The following is a 20479-nucleotide window of genomic DNA, read 5'->3' on the forward strand; positions in this document are numbered from 1 at the left end:
CGTCCGGGCACCCCTACCGACCACGTTGTCTGACGATCCGTCAGGCCGCGCAGACAGGCAGCGGACGGTCACCGTCGACCGACGACCAAACGCCAACCGAGGAGAGTCCAGTGACCACCGCCGACACCCCGAACGCTCCCTTCACCGAGCTGGTCGACCTGGCCTCGCGGCGGCTCGGCGCGGGCGTCGTCGCCACCAACGAGGACACCTTCGCGGACGCCGAGAACCTGCTGGTCGCCAAGCCCGCCGAGTTCCGACCGCACACCTTCGGCCACAAGGGCCAGATCATGGACGGCTGGGAGTCCAAGCGCCGCCGCGGCGCCTCCGCCGACCAGCCGCACCCCACCGGACAGGACCACGACTGGGCGATCGTCCGGCTCGGCACCGCCGGGGTGGTCCGCGGCGTGATCGTCGACACCGCCCACTTCACCGGCAACTACCCGGAGAGCGCCTCGGTCGAGGCCGCCTCCGTACCCGGCCACCCCTCGCCCGAGGAACTGGCGGCCGCCGCCTGGACGGTGATCGTGCCGCGCACCCCGCTCCAGGGCGACACCGCCCACCGGTTCGCCGTCGCGGACGGCACCCGCTACACCCACGTGCGGCTCAACATCTTCCCGGACGGCGGCGTTGCCCGGCTGCGGGTGCACGGCGAGGTGCTGCCCGACCCGCGCGAACTCGACGGCCTCACCTTCGACCTGGCCGCCCAGGAGTACGGCGGCGTGGCCGAGGCCGCCTCCGACCGCTACTTCTCCTCCCCGCACAACCTGAACGCTCCCGGCCGCGCCACCGTCATGGGCGAGGGCTGGGAGACCCGGCGTCGGCGCGACAAGGCCAACGACTGGGTGCAGATCGCCCTGGCCGGGGGCGGTGAGGTCCTGGCCGCCGAGGTGGACACCAGCCACTTCGTCGCCAATGCCCCCGGCTGGGCCGACCTCGTCGGCTTCGACGCCTCCACCGGCGCCGACCCGGCCGAGGGGAAGTGGTTCGAACTGCTGCCCCGCACCCGCCTCCAGCCCGACACCCGGCACCGCTTCCGGCTCGCCCCCGGCCGCCCGGTCACCCACGTGCGGATCAACGTCTACCCGGACGGCGGGCTCGCCCGCCTGCGGCTCACCGGCCGCCTCACCGGCGCCGGCCGCGCGGCGCTCGCGCTGCGCTGGTTCGACGCTCTCCCGGCCGCCGAGGCCGCGGCCGCGCTCACCGGGGCCGGCCTGACCGCCGAGGAAGCCGCCGCGCTGGCCGCGGCCCGACCGCTGGCCGACCGGGCCGCGGCCGCCGAGGCCCTCGCCCCGCTTCCGCCGGCCGCCGCCGAGGCCGCCGCGCGCCTGCTCGGCCTCTGAGCCGGGCGGCCGCCTCCCGGTGCGGCCGACCTTCTCCCGCGGCGGAGTTGGCACGACGTCAACCCGCCCTCCGTGCACCGCCCTCCGTGCACCGCCCTCCGCGCACCGCCTCCGCGCACCGCTCTCCGCGCACCGCCCTCCACGCACCGCCCTTATCGACCCCCGAAGGACCCGCCATGCCCAAGAACCTGACCACGGAGTCCGGCGCCCCGGTCGCCGACAACCAGAACTCGGCCTCGGCCGGCGAGTACGGCCCGCTGCTGATCCAGGACCAGCAACTGCTGGAGAAGCTGGCCCGGTTCAACCGTGAGCGCATCCCGGAGCGCGTCGTGCACGCCCGCGGCTCCGGCGCGTACGGCTACTTCGAGGTGACCGACGAGGTCTCGCGCTACACCCGGGCGGGCTTCCTGGCCGAGGTCGGCAAGCGGATCGAGGTGTTCCTGCGCTTCTCCACCGTCGCCGGGAACCTCGGTTCGACCGACGCGGTGCGCGACCCGCGCGGCTTCGCGGTGAAGTTCTACACCGAGGACGGCAATTACGACCTCGTCGGCAACAACACCCCGGTGTTCTTCATCAAGGACCCGATCAAGTTCCCCGACTTCATCCACTCGCAGAAGCGCGACCCGTACACCGGCGTCCAGGAGGCGGACAACGTCTGGGACTTCTGGGCCCACTCGCCCGCCTCCACCCACCAGATCACCTGGCTGTTCGGCGACCGCGGCATCCCCGCCTCCTACCGCCACATGAACGGCTACGGCTCGCACACCTACCAGTGGGTCAACGCCGAGGGCGAGGCGTACTGGGTGAAGTACCACTTCAAGACCAACCAGGGCATCCGCTGCCTGGACGCCGGCCAGGCCGCCGAGGTCGCCGGCGGCGACGCCGACTCGCACCAGCGCGACCTGCACCAGGCCATCGAGCGCGGGGTCTTCCCGTCCTGGACGCTGTACGTCCAGCTGATGCCGGTCGCCGAGGCCGCCGACTACCGCTTCAACCCCTTCGACCTCACCAAGGTGTGGCCGCACGCCGACTACCCGCTGGTCAAGGTCGGCCGCCTGGTGCTCAACCGCAACCCGGAGAACGTCTTCGCCGACGTCGAGCAGGCCGCGTTCTCGCCGAACAACTTCGTGCCCGGCATCGGCCCGTCCCCCGACAAGATGCTCCAGGGGCGGCTGTTCGCCTACGCCGACGCCCAGCGCTACCGCCTCGGCGTCAACCACACCCAGCTGCCGGTCAACGCCCCGCACGCCACCGAGGCGAACAACTACGGCCGGGACGGCCTGATGGCCGCCAACGGCGCCGGCCGCGGCAGGAACTACGAGCCCAACTCGTACGGCGGCCCCGCCCAGACCGACACCCCGCTCGCCGCGCCGCAGCGCGTCGACGGCCACACCGGCACCTACCCGACCCCGGCGCACACCAAGGACGACGACTTCTTCCAGGCCGGCGAGCTGTACCGGCTGATGTCCGCGGGGGAGCGGAGTCGACTGATCGACAACATCGCGGGCTTCCTGGCCCAGGTCACCCGGGACGACGTCGTCGAGAAGAACCTCGCCCACTTCCACGCCGCCGACGAGGAGTACGGCGCCCGCCTGGAGGCCGCCGTCGCGAAGCTCCGCGCGGGCGACGAGGGCTGACCCCCGGCCGCCGACCCGCACCCCCCACCGGCCGCCGGGCCCCGCGCCTCCGGCGGCCACCGGCCGGGCCCTTCCTCCCCAGGGCAGTGGGAGGAGGGGCCCGTGCCGCTTCTGGCGTTCCGGGATCCCGCCACCGGCACCCCTGCGGCCGACGTAGTCTGATGCGGCATCAGTCGAGGGGGCATGTCGATGAATCGGTCAAGCTGGTCCACAGCGGGCTTCCTCGCCCGCATCCGCGCGGTCCTGGGCGGTGCCGACACCGTCCCCGAGGAGCGGACGGACGAGGCCGAAGGCGCCGGGGGGCTCGGGGGGCTCGGGGGAGCCGAAGAGGCCGGAGAGGCCTGGGAAGCCGGAGGGACCGGGGAACAGGGCGGCGATGAGACGACGGCGGGAGCGCTCGCCCGGCTGCACCGGCGCGGCTGGGCCGTGCTCAGCGAACTCGGCATCCCCGGCAGCACGGAGAACCTCGACTTCCTGGCGATCGGCCCGCAGGGGCAGGTGGTCCTCATCGACGCGGAGCACTGGTCCGCCGAGGCCGGCGCGACGGTGGGCATGCCCGGCGGGCGCCTGTCCTGCGGCACCGACGACCGGCAGGCGCTCGTCGACAAGCTGCGCCGGGAGAGCCGGATGGTCGAGGACGAACTCGGGGCGGTGGCCGAGGCCGTGGCCGTGGTGGAGGGCGTCCCGGTCGACAGCGGGGTGTTCCGCTCCGCCGGCGTGTGGGTGGTCGGGCCGGACCACCTGTGGGGCGCGGTGCTCCAGGCGCCGACCGGCCACCGGGACCAGGCCGCCCTGGTCCGGCTGGCCAAGGGCCTCTTCCCGCCGCTCGGCTGAGGCCGGGGGCCGCGGCCCGGGCGCTCACCGCGCCGCGCGCTTCCCGTGAAGGGCGGTCCCCGGCCTGCACATTCACCGCGCCGACGTGGTCGCCGCACGGAATGTGCACGGAAATTCACGGACGGCGGTTGCCGGAGCCCCGGGATCGATAGGCTGGAGGGTGCCCGCGGTCGCTCCGTGGGGGACATCGGAAGGGGACGACATGTCGACACCGGTACCGGGTCGCCACGCCGCGCCGGACCAGGGCCTCGGTGGCCCGTTCACCTCCCTGCGGTACGCCCTCAGACTGCTGGAGGCGGTGGACCGCCACCCTGACGGCGCCACGCTCGTCGCCCTCGCCCGCGAGACCTCGCTCGGTCTGCCGACCGTGCGCCGGCTTGCGGAACTGCTGGAGATCGAGGGCTACCTCCAGTGCCAGGACGGTGGTTGGGTGCTCGGCGGTGCCTTCGCCGTCCTCGGGCAGCACAACCGGGAACAGCTGGTCAAGGCCCGGCTCAACCGCAAACTCGCCGAGCTGCGCGACGAGTTGGGCGCGGCCGTGTACTTCAGCCGCTACCACGACGGGGAACTGTCGGTGGAGGCGGTCTCGGCCGCCGACTACGCGCCGGCCGTCCAGGAGTGGGTGGACTTCCGGGCCACCGCGCACGCCAGCGCGATCGGCAAGTGCCTGCTCAGCCAGCTCGACGCGGACGGCCGCCGGGACCACCTCTCCCGGCACCCGGTCGCCCGGCTCACCTCCCGCACCGTCACCGACGCCGACCAGCTGATGCACCGGCTGGAGCGGCAGCCGGCCACCGTGCCGGTGCTCGACATCCAGGAGTACGCGCTGGGCACGGTGTGCGCGGCCGTACCGATCACGGCGGGCAGCACGGTCGGCTGCCTGGCCACCTCGATGCCGGTGGCCAACATCCACAAGCTGCGGGCCGCCGCCGAGCTGCTGGCGACGCAGGCGGCGCCGCTGCTGCTCGCGATGGCGGTCTGAGCCGCCGAGTGCCAGGGCCCCGCGGGACGTGACGCGTCCGGCGGGGCCGCGCGTGTTTTCCCCGGCCTCCTCCCGGCTGTGCCCGGTTGTGCGCCACTTATTAGACTCGATGTCGATAAGAGTGGTCGAAACCCTTGAACCCCGGGCTACCCGCGAGTACGTTTCCCTCAGCCGAGCCGCCACCCGAGCCGCCGCCCCAGGTCAGGAGGGCCTGCCATGCCCCGATCCACGCCCGTCCCCGCCCTCGCCGCCCCCGCCGCACGCGTGCACGAGGGCATCGTCCTCGAACCCCGCGACGTCCGCTTCGACTGGGCCCGGCTGCCGCTGCACTGGGTGCCGGACGAGCCGATGGCCACCCACATCCTCAACGTGCTGCACCTGCTGCTGCCCGAGGGCGAACGCTGGTTCGTCAAGGTGTTCAAGGAGGCGCTGCCGCTCATCCGGGACGAGCAACTGCGCGAGGAGGTCCTCGGGTTCATCGGCCAGGAGGCGATCCACGCCGAGGCGCACCAGGAGGTCCTGGACCACATGCTCGGCCAGGGGCTCGACCCGCGCCCGTACGTCCGGCAGGTCGCCTGGGTCTTCCGGCGGGTGCTCGGGGACCGGCCGGGGCTCAGCCCCGCGAAGCAGCGCGAGGGGCTCATCGAGCGGGTGGCCGCCATCGCGGCGATCGAGCACTTCACCGCCTTCCTCGGCGACTGGATCCTCAACTCCCCGGGGCTCGACCGCGCCAAGGCCGACCCGACCATGCTCGACCTGCTGCGCTGGCACGGTGCCGAGGAGGTCGAGCACCGCAGCGTGGCCTTCGACCTGCTGGTCCACCTCGACCCGGGGTACGGGCGCCGGGTGCGCACCATGATGGTGGCCGGCCCGCTGCTGGTCCGGCTCTGGGTGCGCGGCGTGCGCTTCCTCCTGGCGGCCGACCCGACGCTGGCGGGGCGGCTGCGGCCGAGCTGGACGGAGGCGTACCGGATCACCAGGCGGGGACTGCTGCCCGACCCCGTGAGGTCGATCCGCTCCGGCCTGCGCTACCTCAAGCGCGGCTACCATCCGTCGCAGGAGGGCTCCTCCAGCCAGGCCCTCGGCTACCTCGCTGCCTCCCCGGCCGCCCGCGCGGCGGCGAACAGCTGACGGATTTCAGCGAACGGAAAACGTTATCTGTTATCTGTTATCTGTTCGCTGAACTCTGAAAGCTGAACTCTGAACTCTGTTCGCCGAAACCCGTCCGCCGCCGAGCCGCCGCCCGCCGTCCCTCCCCACCGCCAAGGACCCGTCCGGATGGACCTGCTCACTCCGCCCCCCGACCTCTACGGCCGCCCGCGCGCGGACCGCTTCCTCACCAGCCTCACCGCGTTCCAGGACCGCTACGTGCAGGCCCTCGGCGGCCCGCTGCTGCGCCGCAACCCGCGCCGCCCGTTCAGCCGCCCCACCCCGCTGCTCCGGCTGGTGGTCACCGCCCGCCGCGAACTCGCCGCTGATGTCGTCGAGTTGAGCCTCGCTGACCCCTCCGGCGGCCCGCTGCCGCGCTGGCAGCCCGGCGCCCACCTGCGCCTCGTGCTGCCCTCCGGCCGCGAGCGCCACTACTCCCTCTGCGGCGACCCGGCCGACCCCGCCGCCTACCGCATCGCGGTGCGCCGCCTGCCCGAGGGCGCCGGCGGCTCCGTCGAGGTCCACGACGCCCTGCACCCGGGCGCCCGCCTCACCGCCCGCCGCCCGCGCAACGGCTTCGCCTTCTGCGCCGAGCCCGCCGTCCTGCTGCTCGCCGGCGGCATCGGCGTCACCCCGCTGCTCCCGATGGCCCGCGAGGCGCAGCGGCACGGCCTCGACTGGCGGCTGGTGCACGTCGGCCGCAGCGCCGACACCCTCCCGTACGGGGACGAGCTGCGCGCCCTGGACCCGCGCCGGGTGGTGCTGCGCACCGACGACGAGCACGGCGGCGTCCCGACCGGCGCCGAGCTGCTCGCCCACGCCCCGCGCGGCGCCGCCGTCTACTGCTGCGGCCCCGCCCCGATGCTGGCCGCCGTGCAGCGCGGGCTGGACGGTTCCCCGGCCGCGTCCCTGCACTTCGAGCGTTTCGGCGCCGCCCCGGTCACCGGCGGCCGCCCGTTCGCGGTCCGGGTCGGTGCGGACGGCCCGACGCTCGACGTCCCCGCCGACCGGTCCGCCCTGGACGTGCTGCGCGAGGCCCGCCCGGACCTCCCGTACTCCTGCCACCAGGGCTTCTGCGGCACTTGCGAGGTCCGCGTCCTCGCGGGCGAGCCCGAGCACCGGGACCGCCGCCTGACCTCCGAGCAGCGGGCCGCCGGCGCCCTGCTGCCCTGCGTCTCCCGGGCCGCCGAGGGCGAGACCCTCGTGCTCGACCTCTGACCGGCACCGGCCCGAACCAGAAGGAGCCCCCGATGGCAGCGATGCCCGCCTTCCCCTACACCGAGCGCGACCTCGACCGCTTCCGGGAGGTCCAGCAGCTCGCCTACCGCTGCGCCGAGCAGGTCGCGGCCTGGATCGAACCGGGCGTCACCGAGCGGCAGGCGACGGCGGAGCTGCGCCGCCGCCTGGTCGCGGCCGGGGTGCAGGACTTCTTCCACGTCCCGTTCGCCTGGTTCGGCGACCGTACGGCGTTCCGGCACTTCCGCACCCCGCTGCAGTTCTTCGCCGGGAACCGCCGTCTGGAGGAGGGCATGCCGTACGTGCTGGACTGCGCGCCGATCGTGGACGGCTACACGGCCGACATCGGCTACGGCGGCAAGGTCGGCGAGAACCGGGTGTGGGACCGGCTGGCCGCGGACCTCGCGGTGTACCGCGAGCTGATCCTGGCCGAGGTGCGCGCCCGCAAGCCGCTGAACGAGGTGTACGCGGCGGTGGACGCGCAGATCGCCGCGCACGGCTACGACAACCGCCACCGGGTGTACCCGGGCCGGGTGATCGGCCACCAGGTGACCCGCACCACCGTGCGCGGCCCGGCCGGGGTGAACGTGTTCGGCTTCGGCGTGCGCACCCTGCAGACCCTGGGCCGCGAGCTCATCTCCGAGCGCCTGCACGGCCGTTCGCCGCTGTGGGCGGACGGTCGCTCGTCCCGGCACGCGCCCACCCCGGGCCTGTGGGCGGTCGAGCCGCACATCGGCTTCCGGGGCGTGGGCATCAAGTTCGAGGAGTTGCTGGTGGTCACCGAGGAGGACGCCCACTGGCTGGACGACGACCTCCCGCACGTCCGCCGCTGGACGGCGACGGCGGCGGCAGCACCAGCGGCGGCTTCCGAGCAGCCCGCCCCCGAGCAGACCGACGCCACCCAGGAGGCGGCCCGATGACGCCCCCGACCCGCCGCCGCACCGTCCACTCGGGCGGCCTGCCGCTCGCCGTCTTCGAGCAGGGCGACCCGGCCGCCCCCACCGTCCTGCTGGTGCACGGCTACCCGGACACCCACGCCGTCTGGGACGACGTCGCCGCCGACCTCGCCCGCGACCACCACGTGGTCCGCTACGACGTGCGCGGCGCCGGCGAGTCGGGCGTCCCCGCGGACCGGGACGGCTACCGGCTGGAGCGCCTGGCCGAGGACCTGTTCGCCGTCGCCGAGGCCGTGAGCCCGGACGAGCCGGTCCACCTGGTCGCCCACGACTGGGGCTCGATCCAGTCCTGGGAGGCCGTCACCGCCCCCGGCGCCGAGCGGCGGATCGCCTCCTACACCACCATGTCCGGCCCCTGCCTGGACCACCTGGGCCACTGGCTGCGCCACCGGCTGCGCCGCCCCACCCCGCGCCACGTCGGGCAGTTGCTCCACCAGGGCCTGCACTCCTGGTACATCACGGCCTTCCACCTGCCCTACCTGGCCCCGGCCGCCTGGCGGCTGGGCCTGGCTCGGGCCTGGCCGAGGGTGCTGCGCGACCTGGAGCACGTCACCCCGCGCGCCGACCACCCGGGCCCGAGCCTGCGCCGCGACGCCGTCCGCGGCATCGAGCTGTACCGGGCCAACTTCCGCCCCACCATGGGCCGTCCGCGCGAGCGGCCGACCGAGGTGCCGGTCCAGCTGGTCACCCTGACCAGGGACCGGTACGTGGGCACCTACCTCTCCGAGGGCCTGGAGCGCTGGGTGCCGAACCTGACCCGAAGGACGCTGCACGCCGGCCACTGGTCGGCGCTGCTGGAGAAGGGAGCCATCGTGGCCGGACTGGTCCGCGAGTTCACCGCCCGCACCGCCGCCGAGCGGGCCGGGCAGGCCGGGCCCGCCGAGGGAGACGGCCGGCTGGTGCTGGTCACCGGCGCGGGCAGCGGCATCGGACGGGCCACCGCGCTCGCCTTCGCCGAGGACGGCGCCCGCGTGGTGGTCTGCGACCTCGACCTCGCGGCGGCCGAGCGGACCGCCGAACTCGCCTCGCTGGTCGGCCCGCAGGCGCACGCCTACCGGGTGGACGTCGCGGACGGCCCGGCGATGGACGCCTTCGCCCAGGCCGTGGCGGCCGAGCACGGCGTGCCCGACGTGATGGTCAACAACGCGGGCATCGGCCACTCGGGGACGTTCCTGCAGACCACCGAGAAGGAGTGGCAGCGCGTCCTGGACGTCAACCTGTGGGGCGTCATCCACGGCTGCCGCGCCTTCGGCACCCTGATGGCCGACCGCGGCCGGGGCGGCCACCTGGTCAACGTGTCCTCGGCGGCCGCCTACCTGCCGTCGAAGGCGCTCACCGCCTACGCCACCAGCAAGGCGGCCGTGTTCATGCTCTCCGACTGCCTGCGCGCCGAGTTCACCGCCCACGGCATCGGCGTCTCCACCATCTGCCCCGGCATCGTCAACACCAACATCACCCGCACCTCCACCTTCTCCGCGACCACCGCCGCCGAGCAGGCCGCCAAGCAGGCCCGCGCGGCCCGGCTCTACGCCCGCCGCGGCTTCCCGCCGGAGAAGGTCGCCGACGCGATCGTGCGCGCCGTCCGCACCGGCAAGGCGGTCGTTCCGGTCACCCCGGAGGCGAAGGCGGCGCGGTTTCTGTCCCGGCTCAGCCCGGGCCTGCTGCGCCTGGCGGCGCGGCTCAACGTGACCTGAGGCAGCACGGCCTGACGTGACGGCGACTGACGTGATAGCGACTGACGGGACCTCACAAGCGGAGTGTCAGCTTCCTGCCAAAACCTCCTGGTCAGTGCCGGTGCGCCCGTAGGCTTACCGGCAGGTAATCAGTGAGGGGAACAGGAACTGTGAAGAAGCGTCTGGTTTCGGTGGCGTTCGGTGCGGCCGGTCTGCTCATGGCGATGGCCCCGGGAGCCGTCGCGGCGCCGGCCGCCGACGCGCCGAGCGCCCAGAGCTGCGACGGCGTGACGCTCACCGGCTCGCTGCCGGTCCCGCCCGCCGGCACGACCGTCCAGCAGACGGTGACGATCGGGCCGGACTGCAAGCCGCAGGAGGGCCCGGTCTCGTACGTCCCGACCGCCCAGACGCAGACCGCGCAGACCGCGCAGACCGCTCGTGCGCAGGCCCGGACCGCCAAGGCCCTGGCGGCGGCCGCCGACACCACCGTCACCGGCCACCGCCGGGTGACCAGCGCCAACGAGATGTACGACTGCTGCAACATCCGGATGACCGGCCTCTACACCACCTCCGACTGGGACGTGGCGAACGGCCGGATCACCAACGCGGCCACCACCGCCACCCAGGGCTTCAACCGCGAGCCGTGGAACGCCGGCTGGTCGGTGGTCTCCGCCACCAACAGCGACGACTGCACCACCGACTGCGCCGTCACCAACTCCCAGGCCCACGCCGAGTTCTCGTACAAGGGCATCTTCGACCCGACCGGCCTCTGGTACGGCAACACGCAGCACAGCTACCTGACCCTCAACCCGGACCTCACCTACAGCTGCACCTTCGACGTCCAGCTGCGCCACACCTTCATCGGCTGGAACTGGCAGCGCTCCTGCAAGACCGCCTGACCCGGTGACCCGATCCCGGTGACCCGATCCCGGTGACCCGATCACGAAGGCCTCCCGGCGCCGCCCCGAGCGGAGCCGGGAGGCCTTCGCCACGTTCACGGGACCGAGCGGACACGGAGCGGATACCGACCGGATCCGGAGCGGATACCGAGCGGCTCAGCGGCCCAGCCGGGACAGCCCCTCGCGCAGCTCCTCGGCGTTCATGCACAGGTGGGCGTCGACGTGCGCGTTGAACTCCACCCAGAACGGCTCGCAGACGGACGGCAGCGCCGCCTCGTCCGGGACGTCGACGACGATCACCTGGGCGCGGTGGCCGTTGCGGGTGAAGAAGTAGGCCGCCTCGGGCTTGAGTTCCGCCATGATCCGTTGGAACTTGTCGCCGATCGTACCGTCGGTGATCAGCTTGTTGGACGTCGCGGTGTCGATCTCGATCTCCAGCAGGGCACGCATGACCGCTGCTCCTTCCCCGGGCTCGGGGTGAGTCCTGAACTCCAGCGTCCCGCCACCGCCGTGGCCACGCAACGTCACCCGCTCGGCGGCCGGTGAGTGGCCGTCCCGCCGCGTCCCGGCTGCACTGGTAACGCCCGTTCCCAGTGGAGAGGAGCCCCACGATGGCGCTCGTCGTCGTCTTCGACATCCCCGGTGTGACCCAGGCCCAGTACGACGCGGTGATCAAGGCCCTGACCGGCAGCACCACCGGCTTCAACCTGCCGTCCGACCTGCCCGTCGCCGGGCTCGTGTCGCACGTGGCCGGCCCGACCGGGACCGGCTGGCACGTCACCGACGTGTGGGAGTCCCGGGAGGCCTTCGAGCGCTTCGCCGAGGTGCTGGGGCCGATCCTCCAGGACGTCGGCATCCCGTCCGATCCGCCGCCGCAGATCTTCGAGGCCCACCGCGTGGTCCGGTAGCCGTCACGCGGCGTGCGGTGAGTCGCTGCGGGCCGGCTCCACCGGCGCCGCCAGGTCGTGGTGGATCGGCCCGTCCCCGGCGCTCAGCGGCAGGCAGCTGCCCCCGCGCCGGTGGGCGACGATCTCGGCGGCGACCGACACCGCCGTCTCCTCCGGGGTGCGGGAGCCGAGGTCCAGCCCGATCGGGGAGCGCAGCCGGGCCAGCTCGGCGTCGGTCAATCCGGCCTCGCGCAGCTTGGCCGCCCGCTCCCGGTGGGTGCGTCGCGAGCCCATCGCGCCGACGTAGCCGACCGGCAGCCGCAGCGCCCGCTCCAGCAGCGGGATGTCGAACTTGGCGTCGTGGGTGAGCACGCACAGCACGGTGCGCCCGTCGATCCGGCCGAGCTGCGAGTCGAGGTAGCGGTGCGGCCAGTCGACGACGACCTCCTCGGCGTCCGGGAAGCGGCGGGCGGTGGCGAAGACGGGCCTGGCGTCGCAGACGGTGACGCGGTAGCCGAGGAAGCGGCCGATCCGCACCACGGCGGCGGCGAAGTCGATCGCGCCGAAGACGATCATCCGCGGCGCGGGCACGGAGGACTCCACGAAGACGGTGACGGTGCCCCGCCCCTGCTCGTCGCAGGGCCGCCCGTCCAGGCCGAGCACGACCGTACCGGTGCGTCCGGCGTCCAGCATCGCCCGGGCCTCGGCGACGACGGCGCGCTCCAGCGCGCCGACCGTGGACGGCCCGGTCGACAGCGCGCCGAACGCCTCGCCGGCGGTGACGGCGACGCAGGCGCCGATGAGCGCGGCCGGCCCCTCGACCACCCGGGCGAGGGCGACCGGCGTGCCGGCGGCGATCCGGGCGAGGCCGGCGTCCAGCCCGGCGTCGGTCCCGGGCACGACCGGCTGGACGAACACGTCGAGGACCCCGCCGCAGGTCAGCCCGACCGCGAAGGCGTCCTCGTCGCTGTAGCCGAAGCGCTGCAGCACCGGTTCGCCGCTCTCGATCGCCGCCAGGCACAGCTCGTACACGGCGCCCTCGACGCAGCCGCCGGAGACGCTGCCGACCGCCTCGCCGGCCGCGTCCACGGCCAGGGCCGCACCGGGGTCGCGCGGGGCACTGCCGGAGACGCCGACGACGGTGGCCACGGCGAAGGAGCGCCCGGAGGCGTGCCAGGCCTGCAACTGCTCGGCGATGTCCTGCATGGCGGAGTGCTCCTTACCCAGTCTCGACAGTAGCGGGGGTGCCGCCGTACGGGAAACGATCCCGTACGGCGGCGGTGGTGCGTGAATCCGGCCGGGCCGAGGCCGCGGGGAGGGATCGGGGCCGGGGCCGCGGGGAGGGATCGGGGCCGCGGTCCCGGCCCGGCCAGCCGCGGCGGGGGTCAGTGCACGCCCAGCCAGGACCTGACCGGCGTGAGCGCGAAGTACACGACGAACACCGCCGTGAGCACCCACATCAGCACCCCGGGCTCGCGCCACCGGCCCCGGCCGGCCTTGAGCACGGTGTACGAGATGACGCCGGCCGCGACGCCCGCGGTGATGCTGTAGGTGAACGGCATCAGCACGCAGGTCAGGAAGGCGGGGATGGCGACCTCGCGGTCGGACCAGTCGATGTGCCGGGCCTGGCTCATCATCATCGAGCCGATCACCACCAGCGCGGCCGAGGCGACCTCGACCGGGACGATCCCGGCCAGCGGCGAGAAGAACAGCATCAGGGCGAACAGGCCGCCGGTGACGGTGGAGGCGAGGCCGGTGCGGGCGCCGTCGCCGACGCCGGTGGCGGACTCGACGAAGACGGTCTGCCCGGAGGCGCCGGCCAGGCCGCCGACCGCGCCGCCGGCGCCGTCGATGAACAGCGCCTTGGACAGGCCGGGCATCCGGCCGCGCTCGTCCGCCAGCCCGGCCTCGGTGCCGACGCCGATGATGGTGGCCATCGCGTCGAAGAAGCCGGCCAGCACCAGGGTGAACACGGCGACGGAGGCGCTGATCGCGCCCATGCCGTGGGCGCCGAAGGCGCCGAACAGGTCGACGTGGCCGAACAGGCCGAAGTCGGGGGCGGAGACGGGGCTGCCGGGCCACACCGGCACCGAGCTGTGCCAGGCGTCGGCGGGCACGTGGGCGAGCTTGTTGACGGCGACGGCGAGGACGGTGCCTCCGGCGATGCCGATCAGGATCGCGCCGCGCACGCCGCGGGCCATCAGCACGAAGACGGTGAGCAGGGTGACGCAGAAGACGGCGACCGGCCAGCCGGTGAGTTCGCCGGACGGGCCGAGCGAGAGCGGGGTGGGCCCGCCGGTGTGCATGAAGCCGGCCTTGTAGAGGCCGATGACGGTGACGAACAGGCCGATGCCGATGGTGATCGCGTGCTTGAGCGGCAGCGGGATGCCGTTCATGATCCGCTCGCGCAGTCCGGAGACGACCAGCAGCACGATCAGCAGGCCGTAGATCACGCACAGGCCCATGGCCTGCGGCCAGGTGGTGTGCGGCACGACGAGTGCGGAGACGGCGCCGGAGACGGAGAGTCCGGCGGCCAGGGCGAGCGGTACGTTGCCGACCAGGCCCATCAGGATCGTGGTGACGGCGGCCGCGAGGGCGGTGGCGGTGGTGAGCGCGGCGTGGTCGAGCTTGGCGCCGGTGACGTCGGCGCCGCCGAGGATCAGCGGGTTGAGCAGGACGATGTACGCCATCGCCATGAAGGTGGTGAGGCCGCCGCGCAGTTCGTTGGCGAGGGTCGACCCCCGGGCGGAGATCTTGAAGTACGCGTCCAGCGCGTTCCTCGGCGGTGCCGAGGGGGTCGCCGAGGGGGTCGCCGAGGGCGGTGCCGGGGGCGGTGCCGAGGGGGTCGCCGGGGGCGAGGGGTGGGGCTCGTCCCCGGCGGTTCTGTCTGCTTCGGTGGTGCCGGGCTCCGTGGGGATCCTGGTCATGTCCACTCCCAAGTGTCAAAGGGGGTTGGGGTGGGCGAGCCGACCTGACGACCGGTCAAGGGGGCAGGGGGACGTCTCGACTCACGGCGCGATGTGCGTGGGGGTGCACTGCCGCGGCGCCCCGGCGTGGGCGGCGCGGCAGGGTGGGGGAGGGCCCCGGTGGGGGAGCCTCGGGGGGAGGCCCCGGGGCGGCCGGGAAGACGCGGCGCCGCCCCGGGGCCGGCCGAACCGCCGGACTCAGCCCGGGCGTTCGGTGGTCAGGTGCTCGGGCCGGACCGGGATCCGGTTCAGCGCCAGGCCGGTGGCGTTGCGGATGGCCGCCACGATCGAGGGCGTCGCCGAGACGGTCGGCGCCTCGCCGACGCCGCGCAGCCCGTAGGGGGCGTGCGGGTCGGGCAGTTCGAGGATCTCCACCGGGATCGGCGGGGTGTCGAGGATGGTGGGGATCAGGTAGTCGGTGAAGGAGGCGTTGCGCACCTTGCCGTCCCGCAGCACGATCTCCTCCATGACGGCGAGGCCGAGCGCCTGGGTGCAGCCGCCCTGGATCTGGCCGACGACGGAGAGCGGGTTGAGCGCCTTGCCGACGTCCTGGACGGCGGTCAGCTCGACGACCTTGACCAGGCCCAGTTCGACGTCCACGTCGACCACCGCGCGATTGGCGCAAAACGTGTACTGGACGTGGCCGAAGCCCTGCCCGGTCTCCTTGTCGAAGGGCACGGTGGGCCGGTGGTGGTGCTCGCGGGTCTGCTCGATCGCCTCGTCGCCGAGCAGGTCGACCATGGAGACCAGGGCGCCCGCGCTCGCCGAGACGACCTTGCCGCCGGCCAGCGAGAGGTCGTCGTGGGTCCAGCCGTAGCGGCGCCGGCCCTTGTCGATGAGTTCGCGCCGCACCGCCTCGGCGGCCAGCTTCACCGCGCCGCCGGTCATGTACGTCTGGCGGGAGGCGGAGGTGGAGCCGGCCGAGCCGACCGCGGTGTTCGCCGGGTGGATGGTGACCTGTTCGACGCCCAGCTCGGTGCGGGCGATCTGGGCGTGGACGGTGACGCCGCCCTGCCCGACCTCGGCCATCGCGGTGTGCACCAGCGCGACCGGTTCGCCGCCGATCACCTCCAGCCGCACCCGGGCGGTGGAGTAGTCGTCGAAGCCCTCGGAGAAGCCGACGTTCTTGATGCCGACCGAGTAGCCGACGCCGCGCACGATGCCCTCGCCGTGCGAGGTGTTGGACAGCGCGCCGGGCAGCCGGCGCACGTCCAGGTGCGTCGTGTCGAGCGGCGGCGGCAGCGGCATCTCCTTGGCCCGGCGCAGCAGTTCGGCGACCGGCGCGGGCGCGTCGATCTCCTGCCCGGTGGGCATCCGGTCGCCCTGGGAGACGGCGTTGAGCTGCCGGAGCTCCACCGGGTCCATGCCGAGTTCGACGGCCAGCTTGTCCATCTGCGACTCGTAGCCGAACGCCGCCTGCACCGCGCCGAAGCCGCGCATCGCCCCGCAGGACGGGTTGTTGCTGTACAGCGCGACGGCGTGCATCCGCACGTTCGGGATGACGTAGGGGCCGTGCCCGAGCGAGGCGGCGTTGCCGACCACGGCGGGGGAGGCGGAGGCGTAGGCGCCGCCGTCCAGCACGATCCGGCAGTCGGCGTAGACCAGCCTGCCGTCGCGGGTGGCGCCGTGCTCGTAGTGCATGCGCGCCGGGTGGCGGTGGACGTGGCCGAAGAAGGACTCGTCGCGGGAGTACACGATCTTGACGGGCTTGCCGGTGTGCAGGGCCAGCAGGCAGGCGTGGATCTGCATCGACAGGTCCTCGCGGCCGCCGAAGGCGCCGCCGACGCCGGCCAGGGTCAGCCGGACCTTCTCCTCCGGCAGGCCGAGCACCGGGGCCATCTGCTCGCGGTCGACGTGCAGCCACTGGGTGGCGATGTAGAGGTCGACGCCGCCGTCCTCGGCGGGCACGGCGAGGCCGGACTCGGGCCCGAGGAAGGCCTGGTCCTGCATGCCGACCTCGTAGTCGCCGCTGACCACCACGTCCGCGAGCGCCCGCACCTCGTCGGTGACGCCGAGGCCGGAGACCAGCTTCTGCTCGTGGCAGATGTTGCCGTACGCGTGGGACTTGTACTCGTGCGGCTCGTGCACGTAGCCGTACACCTCGGGGTGCAGGCACTGCTCCTCGGTGACGATCGGGGTGAGCACCTCGTACTCGACGGCGATCTTCTTCACCGCGCGCCGGGCGGTCTCCGGGTGGTCGGCGGCGACCAGGGCGATCGCCTCGCCGTGGTAGCGGACCTGGTCGATGGCCAGGGCCGGCTGGTCCCGGATCTCCAGGCCGTAGTACTTGGAGCCGGGGATGTCCTCGTGGGTGAGGACGGCGTACACGCCGGGCACCTTGAGCGCCTCGGTGATGTCCACCGACAGGATCCGGGCCCGGGGGTGCGGCGAGCGCAGCGCCATGCCCCAGAGCATGTCCTCGTGCCACAGGTCGGAGGAGTACGCGAACTCGCCGCGCACCTTCAGGTTGCCGTCCGGGCGCAGCGGCGAGCCGCCGATGCCGTCCTTGGCGGCCTGGCCGATGTTCTGCAGGTTCTTCTGGCCCTGGATGGTGCGCGCGTTCATGCCGAGGCCCCTTCACCGGCGCACTTGCGGGCCGAGGCCAGCCGCACCGCGTCCATGATCTTCTCGTAGCCGGTGCAGCGGCACAGGTTGCCGGACAGCGCCTCGCGGATGTCGTCGTCGCCGGGCTGCGGGTCGTCGGCCAGCAGGGCGTCGGTCTGCACCAGCAGGCCGGGGGTGCAGAAGCCGCACTGGACGGCCCCGGCGTCGACGAACGCCTGCTGCACGAGCCCGAGTTCGCCGTCCTCGCCGGCCAGTCCCTCGACCGTGCGCACCTCGCGGCCCTGCACCTGGCCGGCCGCGACCAGGCAGGAGCAGACCGGCACGCCGTCCAGATAGACGGTGCAGGAGCCGCACTCGCCCTGTTCGCAGGCGTTCTTCGACCCGGGCAGGCCGACGCGTTCGCGCAGCACGTAGAGCAGGCTCTCGCCGGCCCACACGTCGTCGGCCTCGACCGGCTTGCCGTTCGCGGTGAACGTGACCCTCATGCCGCGCTCCTGATCTGCTTGCGGTAGTCGTTCCAGCACCACGTGAGGGTGCGGCGGGCCATCACGGCCAGGGCGTGCCGGCGGTACTCGGCGGTGCCGCGGACGTCGTCGATCGGGGAGGCCGCGGCCTTCACCAGTTCGCCGAACCGCTGCACCACCTCGGTGCCGAGCAGGGCGCCGCTCTCCCACAGGCCGCGCTCGGCGAGCACGCCCGCCAGGTAGTCCTCGGCCTCGACGGCGCGGCGCGGGGTGGGGGCGGCCGAGCCGATGCCGGTGCCGACGGTGCCGTTCCTCGGGTGCAGGGCGAAGCCGAACGCGCAGACGGCGATCACCATCGCGTTGCGGGTGCCGATCTTCGAGAACTGCTGGGGGCCGTCCGCGACGGGCAGGTGCACGGCGCGGATCAGTTCGTCCGCCGCCAGGCAGTTGCGCTTGACGCCGACGTAGAAGTCGTCGATCGGGATCATCCGGGTGCCGCGCACCGACGCCGCCTCGACGTACACGTCACGCCCGGCCGCCAGCAGCGCCGGGTGGGAGTCGCCGGCCGGGGAGGCCGCGCCCAGGTTGCCGCCGACGCTGCCGCGGTTGCGGATCTGCGGCGAGCCCACGGTGTGCGCCGCCAGCGCGAGCCCGGGCAGCGGCCCGGCCAGCTCGTCGATGATCCGCGCGTACGGGACGGCCGCGCCGAGCCGTACGACGCCGCCGTCCTCCGTCCACCGGGTGAGTTCGCGGACGCGGTTCAGGTCGAGAATCGCGGATGGCCGGTGCACGTCGAAGTTCAGCTCGACCATCACGTCCGTACCGCCCGAGATGGGCAGCGCGGTCGGGTGCTCGGCCTTCGCCGCGAGTGCCTCGTCCCAGGTGGCGGGCCGAAGGAACTCCATGCGGGTGTCTCCTCAGGTCTTCGCCCGCCGGGTCTCCGGCGGCGTGTCGCCCAGTGAACCCCTGTGACGCGGCCCACTGGCAGTCACCGATGGCATGAAGCCCCGGCTGTGGTCCCGCCCGGCATCCTGTACGTTCCTCTAAGGAGGAGAATCACGCGGCCCGGCCGTGTGCCGGGCGCTACTTACGACCGTAATCCGGGCGTGACGGGCGGTCCACGGAGCGGCGGTCCGGCCGCCCGCCGGCACGTCACCGCGAGCACGGATGTTCGGGCACACTGTGACCCCGGGCCCGAGGTCCCGGCTCCCGCCCCCACCCCCCAAGCCCCGAAGGAGTCCGCGGATGCGCGTCCGTGACCTGCTCGCCCCCGGTGCCCCGCGCCTGCGCCTGCTCGCGGCCGAGGAGGAGCTGGACCGGCAGGTCGGCGGCGTGATGACGACGGACCTGCAGGACCCGGGCCGCTACCTGCACGGCGGCGAACTGGTCCTCACCGGCATGCTGTGGCGCACCGGGCCGGCCGACTCCGAGCGCTTCGTACGCACCATCGCCGCCGGCGGCGCCGTCGCCCTCGCGGCCGGCGAGGCCGAGGTCGGCCCGGTGCCCGAGGACCTGGTCGAGGCCTGCCGCCGGCACCGGATGCCGCTGCTGGCCGTTCCCGACGACATCGCCTTCGGCACCGTCGCCGAGTTCATCGGCCGCCAGGTCTCCGCCGACCGCGCCGCCGACCTCGCCGCCCTGGTCGACCGGCACCGCCTGCTGGTCTCCGCGGCCGGCGGCGGCGGCCTCGACGCCGTGCTGGACCTGCTCGGCGGTGACCTCGACCTGGACTGCTGGGTGCTCACCCCCACCGGCGCGGTGATCGCCGGGCCCGCCGACCGGCTCGGCGCCGAGGACCGCGACCAGCTCGTCCGCGCCCACCTCGCCGCCCAGCGCCAGCGCCGCCGCCCCCCGCACCGGGCCCGGCTGGCCGGCGGCGCCTACTCGCTGCTGCCCGCCCCCGTCTCCGCCGAGCACGAGGCGCCGCTGGCCGACTGGGTGCTCGCCGTCGCCGGGGACGTCACCGAGTGGACGGCCAAGCGCCAGCAGCTCGCCGAGAACCTCGCCCGCCTCGTCGCCGCCGAGCGCCACCGCCGCGACGAGGGCCGTCGGCTGCGCCGCCGCCTCGCCGACGAACTGCTCGCCCTGCTGCGCCGCGACGCCGACCCGGCCGAGATCGGCCGCGCCCTGTACGCCTCCTCGGCGATGGCCGCCCGCTACGAGAGCCCCGAGCCCCGGTCCCCGCAGCAGGAAGCCTCCTGGCTGGTCGTCAGCGCCGAGGGCACCGGCCTGCCCGAGGGCACCGTACGGGCCGTCCTGGAGGAGGCGGTGGGCGGCACCACCGACCGCGCCCTGGTCGCCGGGACGGGCGCCGGCGCCGTCGTGGTGATGCCCGCCCCGGACGGGCCGCAGCCCGAACAGGCCCTGGCGGCGGAGGCGTTGCGCACCCTGCTCGCCCCGCTGGAGGCCGGGCTCGGGCCCGAGGGCCGGATCACCGTCGGTGTCTCCGCCCCCGCCGCCGAGTCCGGCGGCCTGCGCGGCGCCCTGGAGGAGGCCCGGCACGCCCGCCGGATCGCCGCCGCCCGGATCGGCCGGGTCTGCGTGGCCGGCCCCGAGGAGCTGGCCTCGCACGTGCTGCTGCTGGCCGCCGTCCCGGACGAGGTGCGCCGGGCCTTCCGCGGCCGGCTGCTGGACAAGGTCATCGCCTACGACCTGGAGCACCAGGCGGACCTGGTCCGCACCCTGGAGGCGTTCCTGCGCTCGGACGGCTCCTGGACGCGCTGCGCCGGGCAGCTGCACGTCCACGTCAACACGCTGCGCTACCGGATCGGGCGGATCGAGGAGCTGACGGGGCGGGACCTGTCCCGGCTGGAGGACCGGGTGGACTTCTACCTGGCGCTCGAACTGGCCTGAGCCCCTGTCACCGGTACGGCCGAGGGCCCGCCGCGAAC

Annotated in this window: 17 protein-coding genes; 11 read left to right on the forward strand and 6 right to left on the reverse strand. The window is 73.9% G+C overall.

What is annotated here, in order from left to right:
• Positions 1–110: 110 nt before the first annotated feature.
• The 9 genes from alc (at position 111) to ACPC54_RS28770 (ending at position 10706) form a co-directional block, all read left to right on the forward strand.
• A complete protein-coding gene (gene alc, locus ACPC54_RS28730) occupies positions 111–1340 on the forward strand; it encodes an allantoicase (protein ID WP_498969033.1) in 1230 nt (409 codons plus the stop codon).
• A gap of 176 nt (positions 1341–1516) precedes the next feature.
• Entirely contained in the window at positions 1517–2977 is a 1461-nt protein-coding gene (locus tag ACPC54_RS28735) for a catalase (protein ID WP_498968903.1), read from the forward strand.
• 189 nt (positions 2978–3166) lie between these two features.
• Positions 3167–3811, forward strand: a complete 645-nt coding sequence (locus ACPC54_RS28740) for an NERD domain-containing protein (RefSeq protein ID WP_498968905.1) — start codon at positions 3167–3169, stop codon at positions 3809–3811.
• 202 nt (positions 3812–4013) lie between these two features.
• On the forward strand, positions 4014–4793 hold the full coding sequence (locus ACPC54_RS28745; RefSeq protein ID WP_498968906.1) for an IclR family transcriptional regulator: 780 nt from the start codon (positions 4014–4016) through the stop codon (positions 4791–4793).
• 216 nt (positions 4794–5009) lie between these two features.
• Positions 5010–5924, forward strand: coding sequence for a metal-dependent hydrolase (locus ACPC54_RS28750; protein ID WP_498968908.1), 915 nt, complete (start codon positions 5010–5012; stop codon positions 5922–5924).
• A gap of 147 nt (positions 5925–6071) precedes the next feature.
• Positions 6072–7160, forward strand: a complete 1089-nt coding sequence (locus ACPC54_RS28755; protein ID WP_498968910.1) for a PDR/VanB family oxidoreductase — start codon at positions 6072–6074, stop codon at positions 7158–7160.
• A gap of 32 nt (positions 7161–7192) precedes the next feature.
• Positions 7193–8098, forward strand: coding sequence for a M24 family metallopeptidase (locus tag ACPC54_RS28760; RefSeq protein WP_498968912.1), 906 nt, complete (start codon positions 7193–7195; stop codon positions 8096–8098).
• Entirely contained in the window at positions 8095–9828 is a 1734-nt protein-coding gene (locus tag ACPC54_RS28765) for an SDR family oxidoreductase (protein ID WP_498968914.1), read from the forward strand. The genes ACPC54_RS28760 and ACPC54_RS28765 overlap by 4 nt, the downstream gene beginning before the upstream one ends.
• A 149-nt stretch (positions 9829–9977) precedes the next feature.
• Positions 9978–10706 carry a hypothetical protein gene (locus ACPC54_RS28770; RefSeq protein ID WP_498968916.1) on the forward strand — a complete coding sequence of 243 codons (729 nt, stop codon included), beginning with the start codon at positions 9978–9980 and terminating at the stop codon, positions 10704–10706.
• A gap of 156 nt (positions 10707–10862) precedes the next feature.
• On the opposite strand, the gene ACPC54_RS28775 is transcribed toward ACPC54_RS28770, so the two are convergent.
• Positions 10863–11156, reverse strand: a complete 294-nt coding sequence (locus tag ACPC54_RS28775) for a hypothetical protein (protein WP_498968918.1) — start codon at positions 11154–11156, stop codon at positions 10863–10865.
• 161 nt (positions 11157–11317) lie between these two features.
• Between ACPC54_RS28775 and ACPC54_RS28780 the strand changes: the two genes are divergently transcribed.
• The gene (locus ACPC54_RS28780) at positions 11318–11614 is read left to right on the forward strand and encodes a hypothetical protein (protein ID WP_498968920.1); all 297 of its coding nucleotides are present in this window, start codon (positions 11318–11320) and stop codon (positions 11612–11614) included.
• Between the two features lie 3 nt (positions 11615–11617).
• Here the strand turns inward: ACPC54_RS28780 and ACPC54_RS28785 are convergent, their stop codons facing one another.
• The 5 genes from ACPC54_RS28785 to ACPC54_RS28805 all read right to left on the reverse strand — a co-directional run bounded on the left by ACPC54_RS28785 (position 11618) and on the right by ACPC54_RS28805 (position 18493).
• Positions 11618–12799, reverse strand: a complete 1182-nt coding sequence (locus ACPC54_RS28785; protein ID WP_498968922.1) for an XdhC family protein — start codon at positions 12797–12799, stop codon at positions 11618–11620.
• Between the two features lie 179 nt (positions 12800–12978).
• Entirely contained in the window at positions 12979–14520 is a 1542-nt protein-coding gene (locus ACPC54_RS28790; protein WP_498968924.1) for an NCS2 family permease, read from the reverse strand.
• 237 nt (positions 14521–14757) lie between these two features.
• Complete coding sequence (pucD, locus tag ACPC54_RS28795; protein WP_498968926.1) at positions 14758–17124, reverse strand: xanthine dehydrogenase subunit D; 2367 nt, start codon at positions 17122–17124, stop codon at positions 14758–14760.
• On the reverse strand, positions 17121–17609 hold the full coding sequence (locus tag ACPC54_RS28800) for a (2Fe-2S)-binding protein (protein ID WP_498968927.1): 489 nt from the start codon (positions 17607–17609) through the stop codon (positions 17121–17123). The genes pucD and ACPC54_RS28800 overlap by 4 nt, the downstream gene beginning before the upstream one ends.
• Positions 17606–18493, reverse strand: coding sequence for an FAD binding domain-containing protein (locus tag ACPC54_RS28805; protein WP_498968928.1), 888 nt, complete (start codon positions 18491–18493; stop codon positions 17606–17608). The genes ACPC54_RS28800 and ACPC54_RS28805 overlap by 4 nt, the downstream gene beginning before the upstream one ends.
• Before the next feature lie 340 nt (positions 18494–18833).
• On the opposite strand from ACPC54_RS28805, the gene ACPC54_RS28810 reads away from it, so the two are divergent.
• Complete coding sequence (locus ACPC54_RS28810) at positions 18834–20441, forward strand: PucR family transcriptional regulator (protein ID WP_498968929.1); 1608 nt, start codon at positions 18834–18836, stop codon at positions 20439–20441.
• The last annotated feature ends 38 nt before the right edge of the window (positions 20442–20479 follow it).

It is taken from the genome of Kitasatospora sp. NPDC094028 (genome assembly GCF_049543595.1).
In the GTDB taxonomy this organism is placed as follows: domain Bacteria; phylum Actinomycetota; class Actinomycetes; order Streptomycetales; family Streptomycetaceae; genus Kitasatospora.

What these genes read in the sequence shown, in the direction of transcription:
- ACPC54_RS28735 (WP_498968903.1), top strand. Translation starts at nt 1,517, where the DNA reads ATGCCCAAGAACCTGACCACGGAGTCCGGCGCCCCGGTCGCCGACAAC.
- ACPC54_RS28740 (WP_498968905.1), top strand. Translation starts at nt 3,167, where the DNA reads ATGAATCGGTCAAGCTGGTCCACAGCGGGCTTCCTCGCCCGCATCCGC.
- ACPC54_RS28745 (WP_498968906.1), top strand. Translation starts at nt 4,014, where the DNA reads ATGTCGACACCGGTACCGGGTCGCCACGCCGCGCCGGACCAGGGCCTC.
- ACPC54_RS28750 (WP_498968908.1), top strand. Translation starts at nt 5,010, where the DNA reads ATGCCCCGATCCACGCCCGTCCCCGCCCTCGCCGCCCCCGCCGCACGC.
- ACPC54_RS28755 (WP_498968910.1), top strand. Translation starts at nt 6,072, where the DNA reads ATGGACCTGCTCACTCCGCCCCCCGACCTCTACGGCCGCCCGCGCGCG.
- ACPC54_RS28760 (WP_498968912.1), top strand. Translation starts at nt 7,193, where the DNA reads ATGGCAGCGATGCCCGCCTTCCCCTACACCGAGCGCGACCTCGACCGC.
- ACPC54_RS28765 (WP_498968914.1), top strand. Translation starts at nt 8,095, where the DNA reads ATGACGCCCCCGACCCGCCGCCGCACCGTCCACTCGGGCGGCCTGCCG.
- ACPC54_RS28775 (WP_498968918.1), bottom strand. Translation starts at nt 11,156, where the DNA reads ATGCGTGCCCTGCTGGAGATCGAGATCGACACCGCGACGTCCAACAAG.
- ACPC54_RS28780 (WP_498968920.1), top strand. Translation starts at nt 11,318, where the DNA reads ATGGCGCTCGTCGTCGTCTTCGACATCCCCGGTGTGACCCAGGCCCAG.
- ACPC54_RS28785 (WP_498968922.1), bottom strand. Translation starts at nt 12,799, where the DNA reads ATGCAGGACATCGCCGAGCAGTTGCAGGCCTGGCACGCCTCCGGGCGC.
- ACPC54_RS28790 (WP_498968924.1), bottom strand. Translation starts at nt 14,520, where the DNA reads ATGACCAGGATCCCCACGGAGCCCGGCACCACCGAAGCAGACAGAACC.
- pucD (WP_498968926.1), bottom strand. Translation starts at nt 17,124, where the DNA reads ATGAACGCGCGCACCATCCAGGGCCAGAAGAACCTGCAGAACATCGGC.
- ACPC54_RS28800 (WP_498968927.1), bottom strand. Translation starts at nt 17,609, where the DNA reads ATGAGGGTCACGTTCACCGCGAACGGCAAGCCGGTCGAGGCCGACGAC.
- ACPC54_RS28805 (WP_498968928.1), bottom strand. Translation starts at nt 18,493, where the DNA reads ATGGAGTTCCTTCGGCCCGCCACCTGGGACGAGGCACTCGCGGCGAAG.
- ACPC54_RS28810 (WP_498968929.1), top strand. Translation starts at nt 18,834, where the DNA reads ATGCGCGTCCGTGACCTGCTCGCCCCCGGTGCCCCGCGCCTGCGCCTG.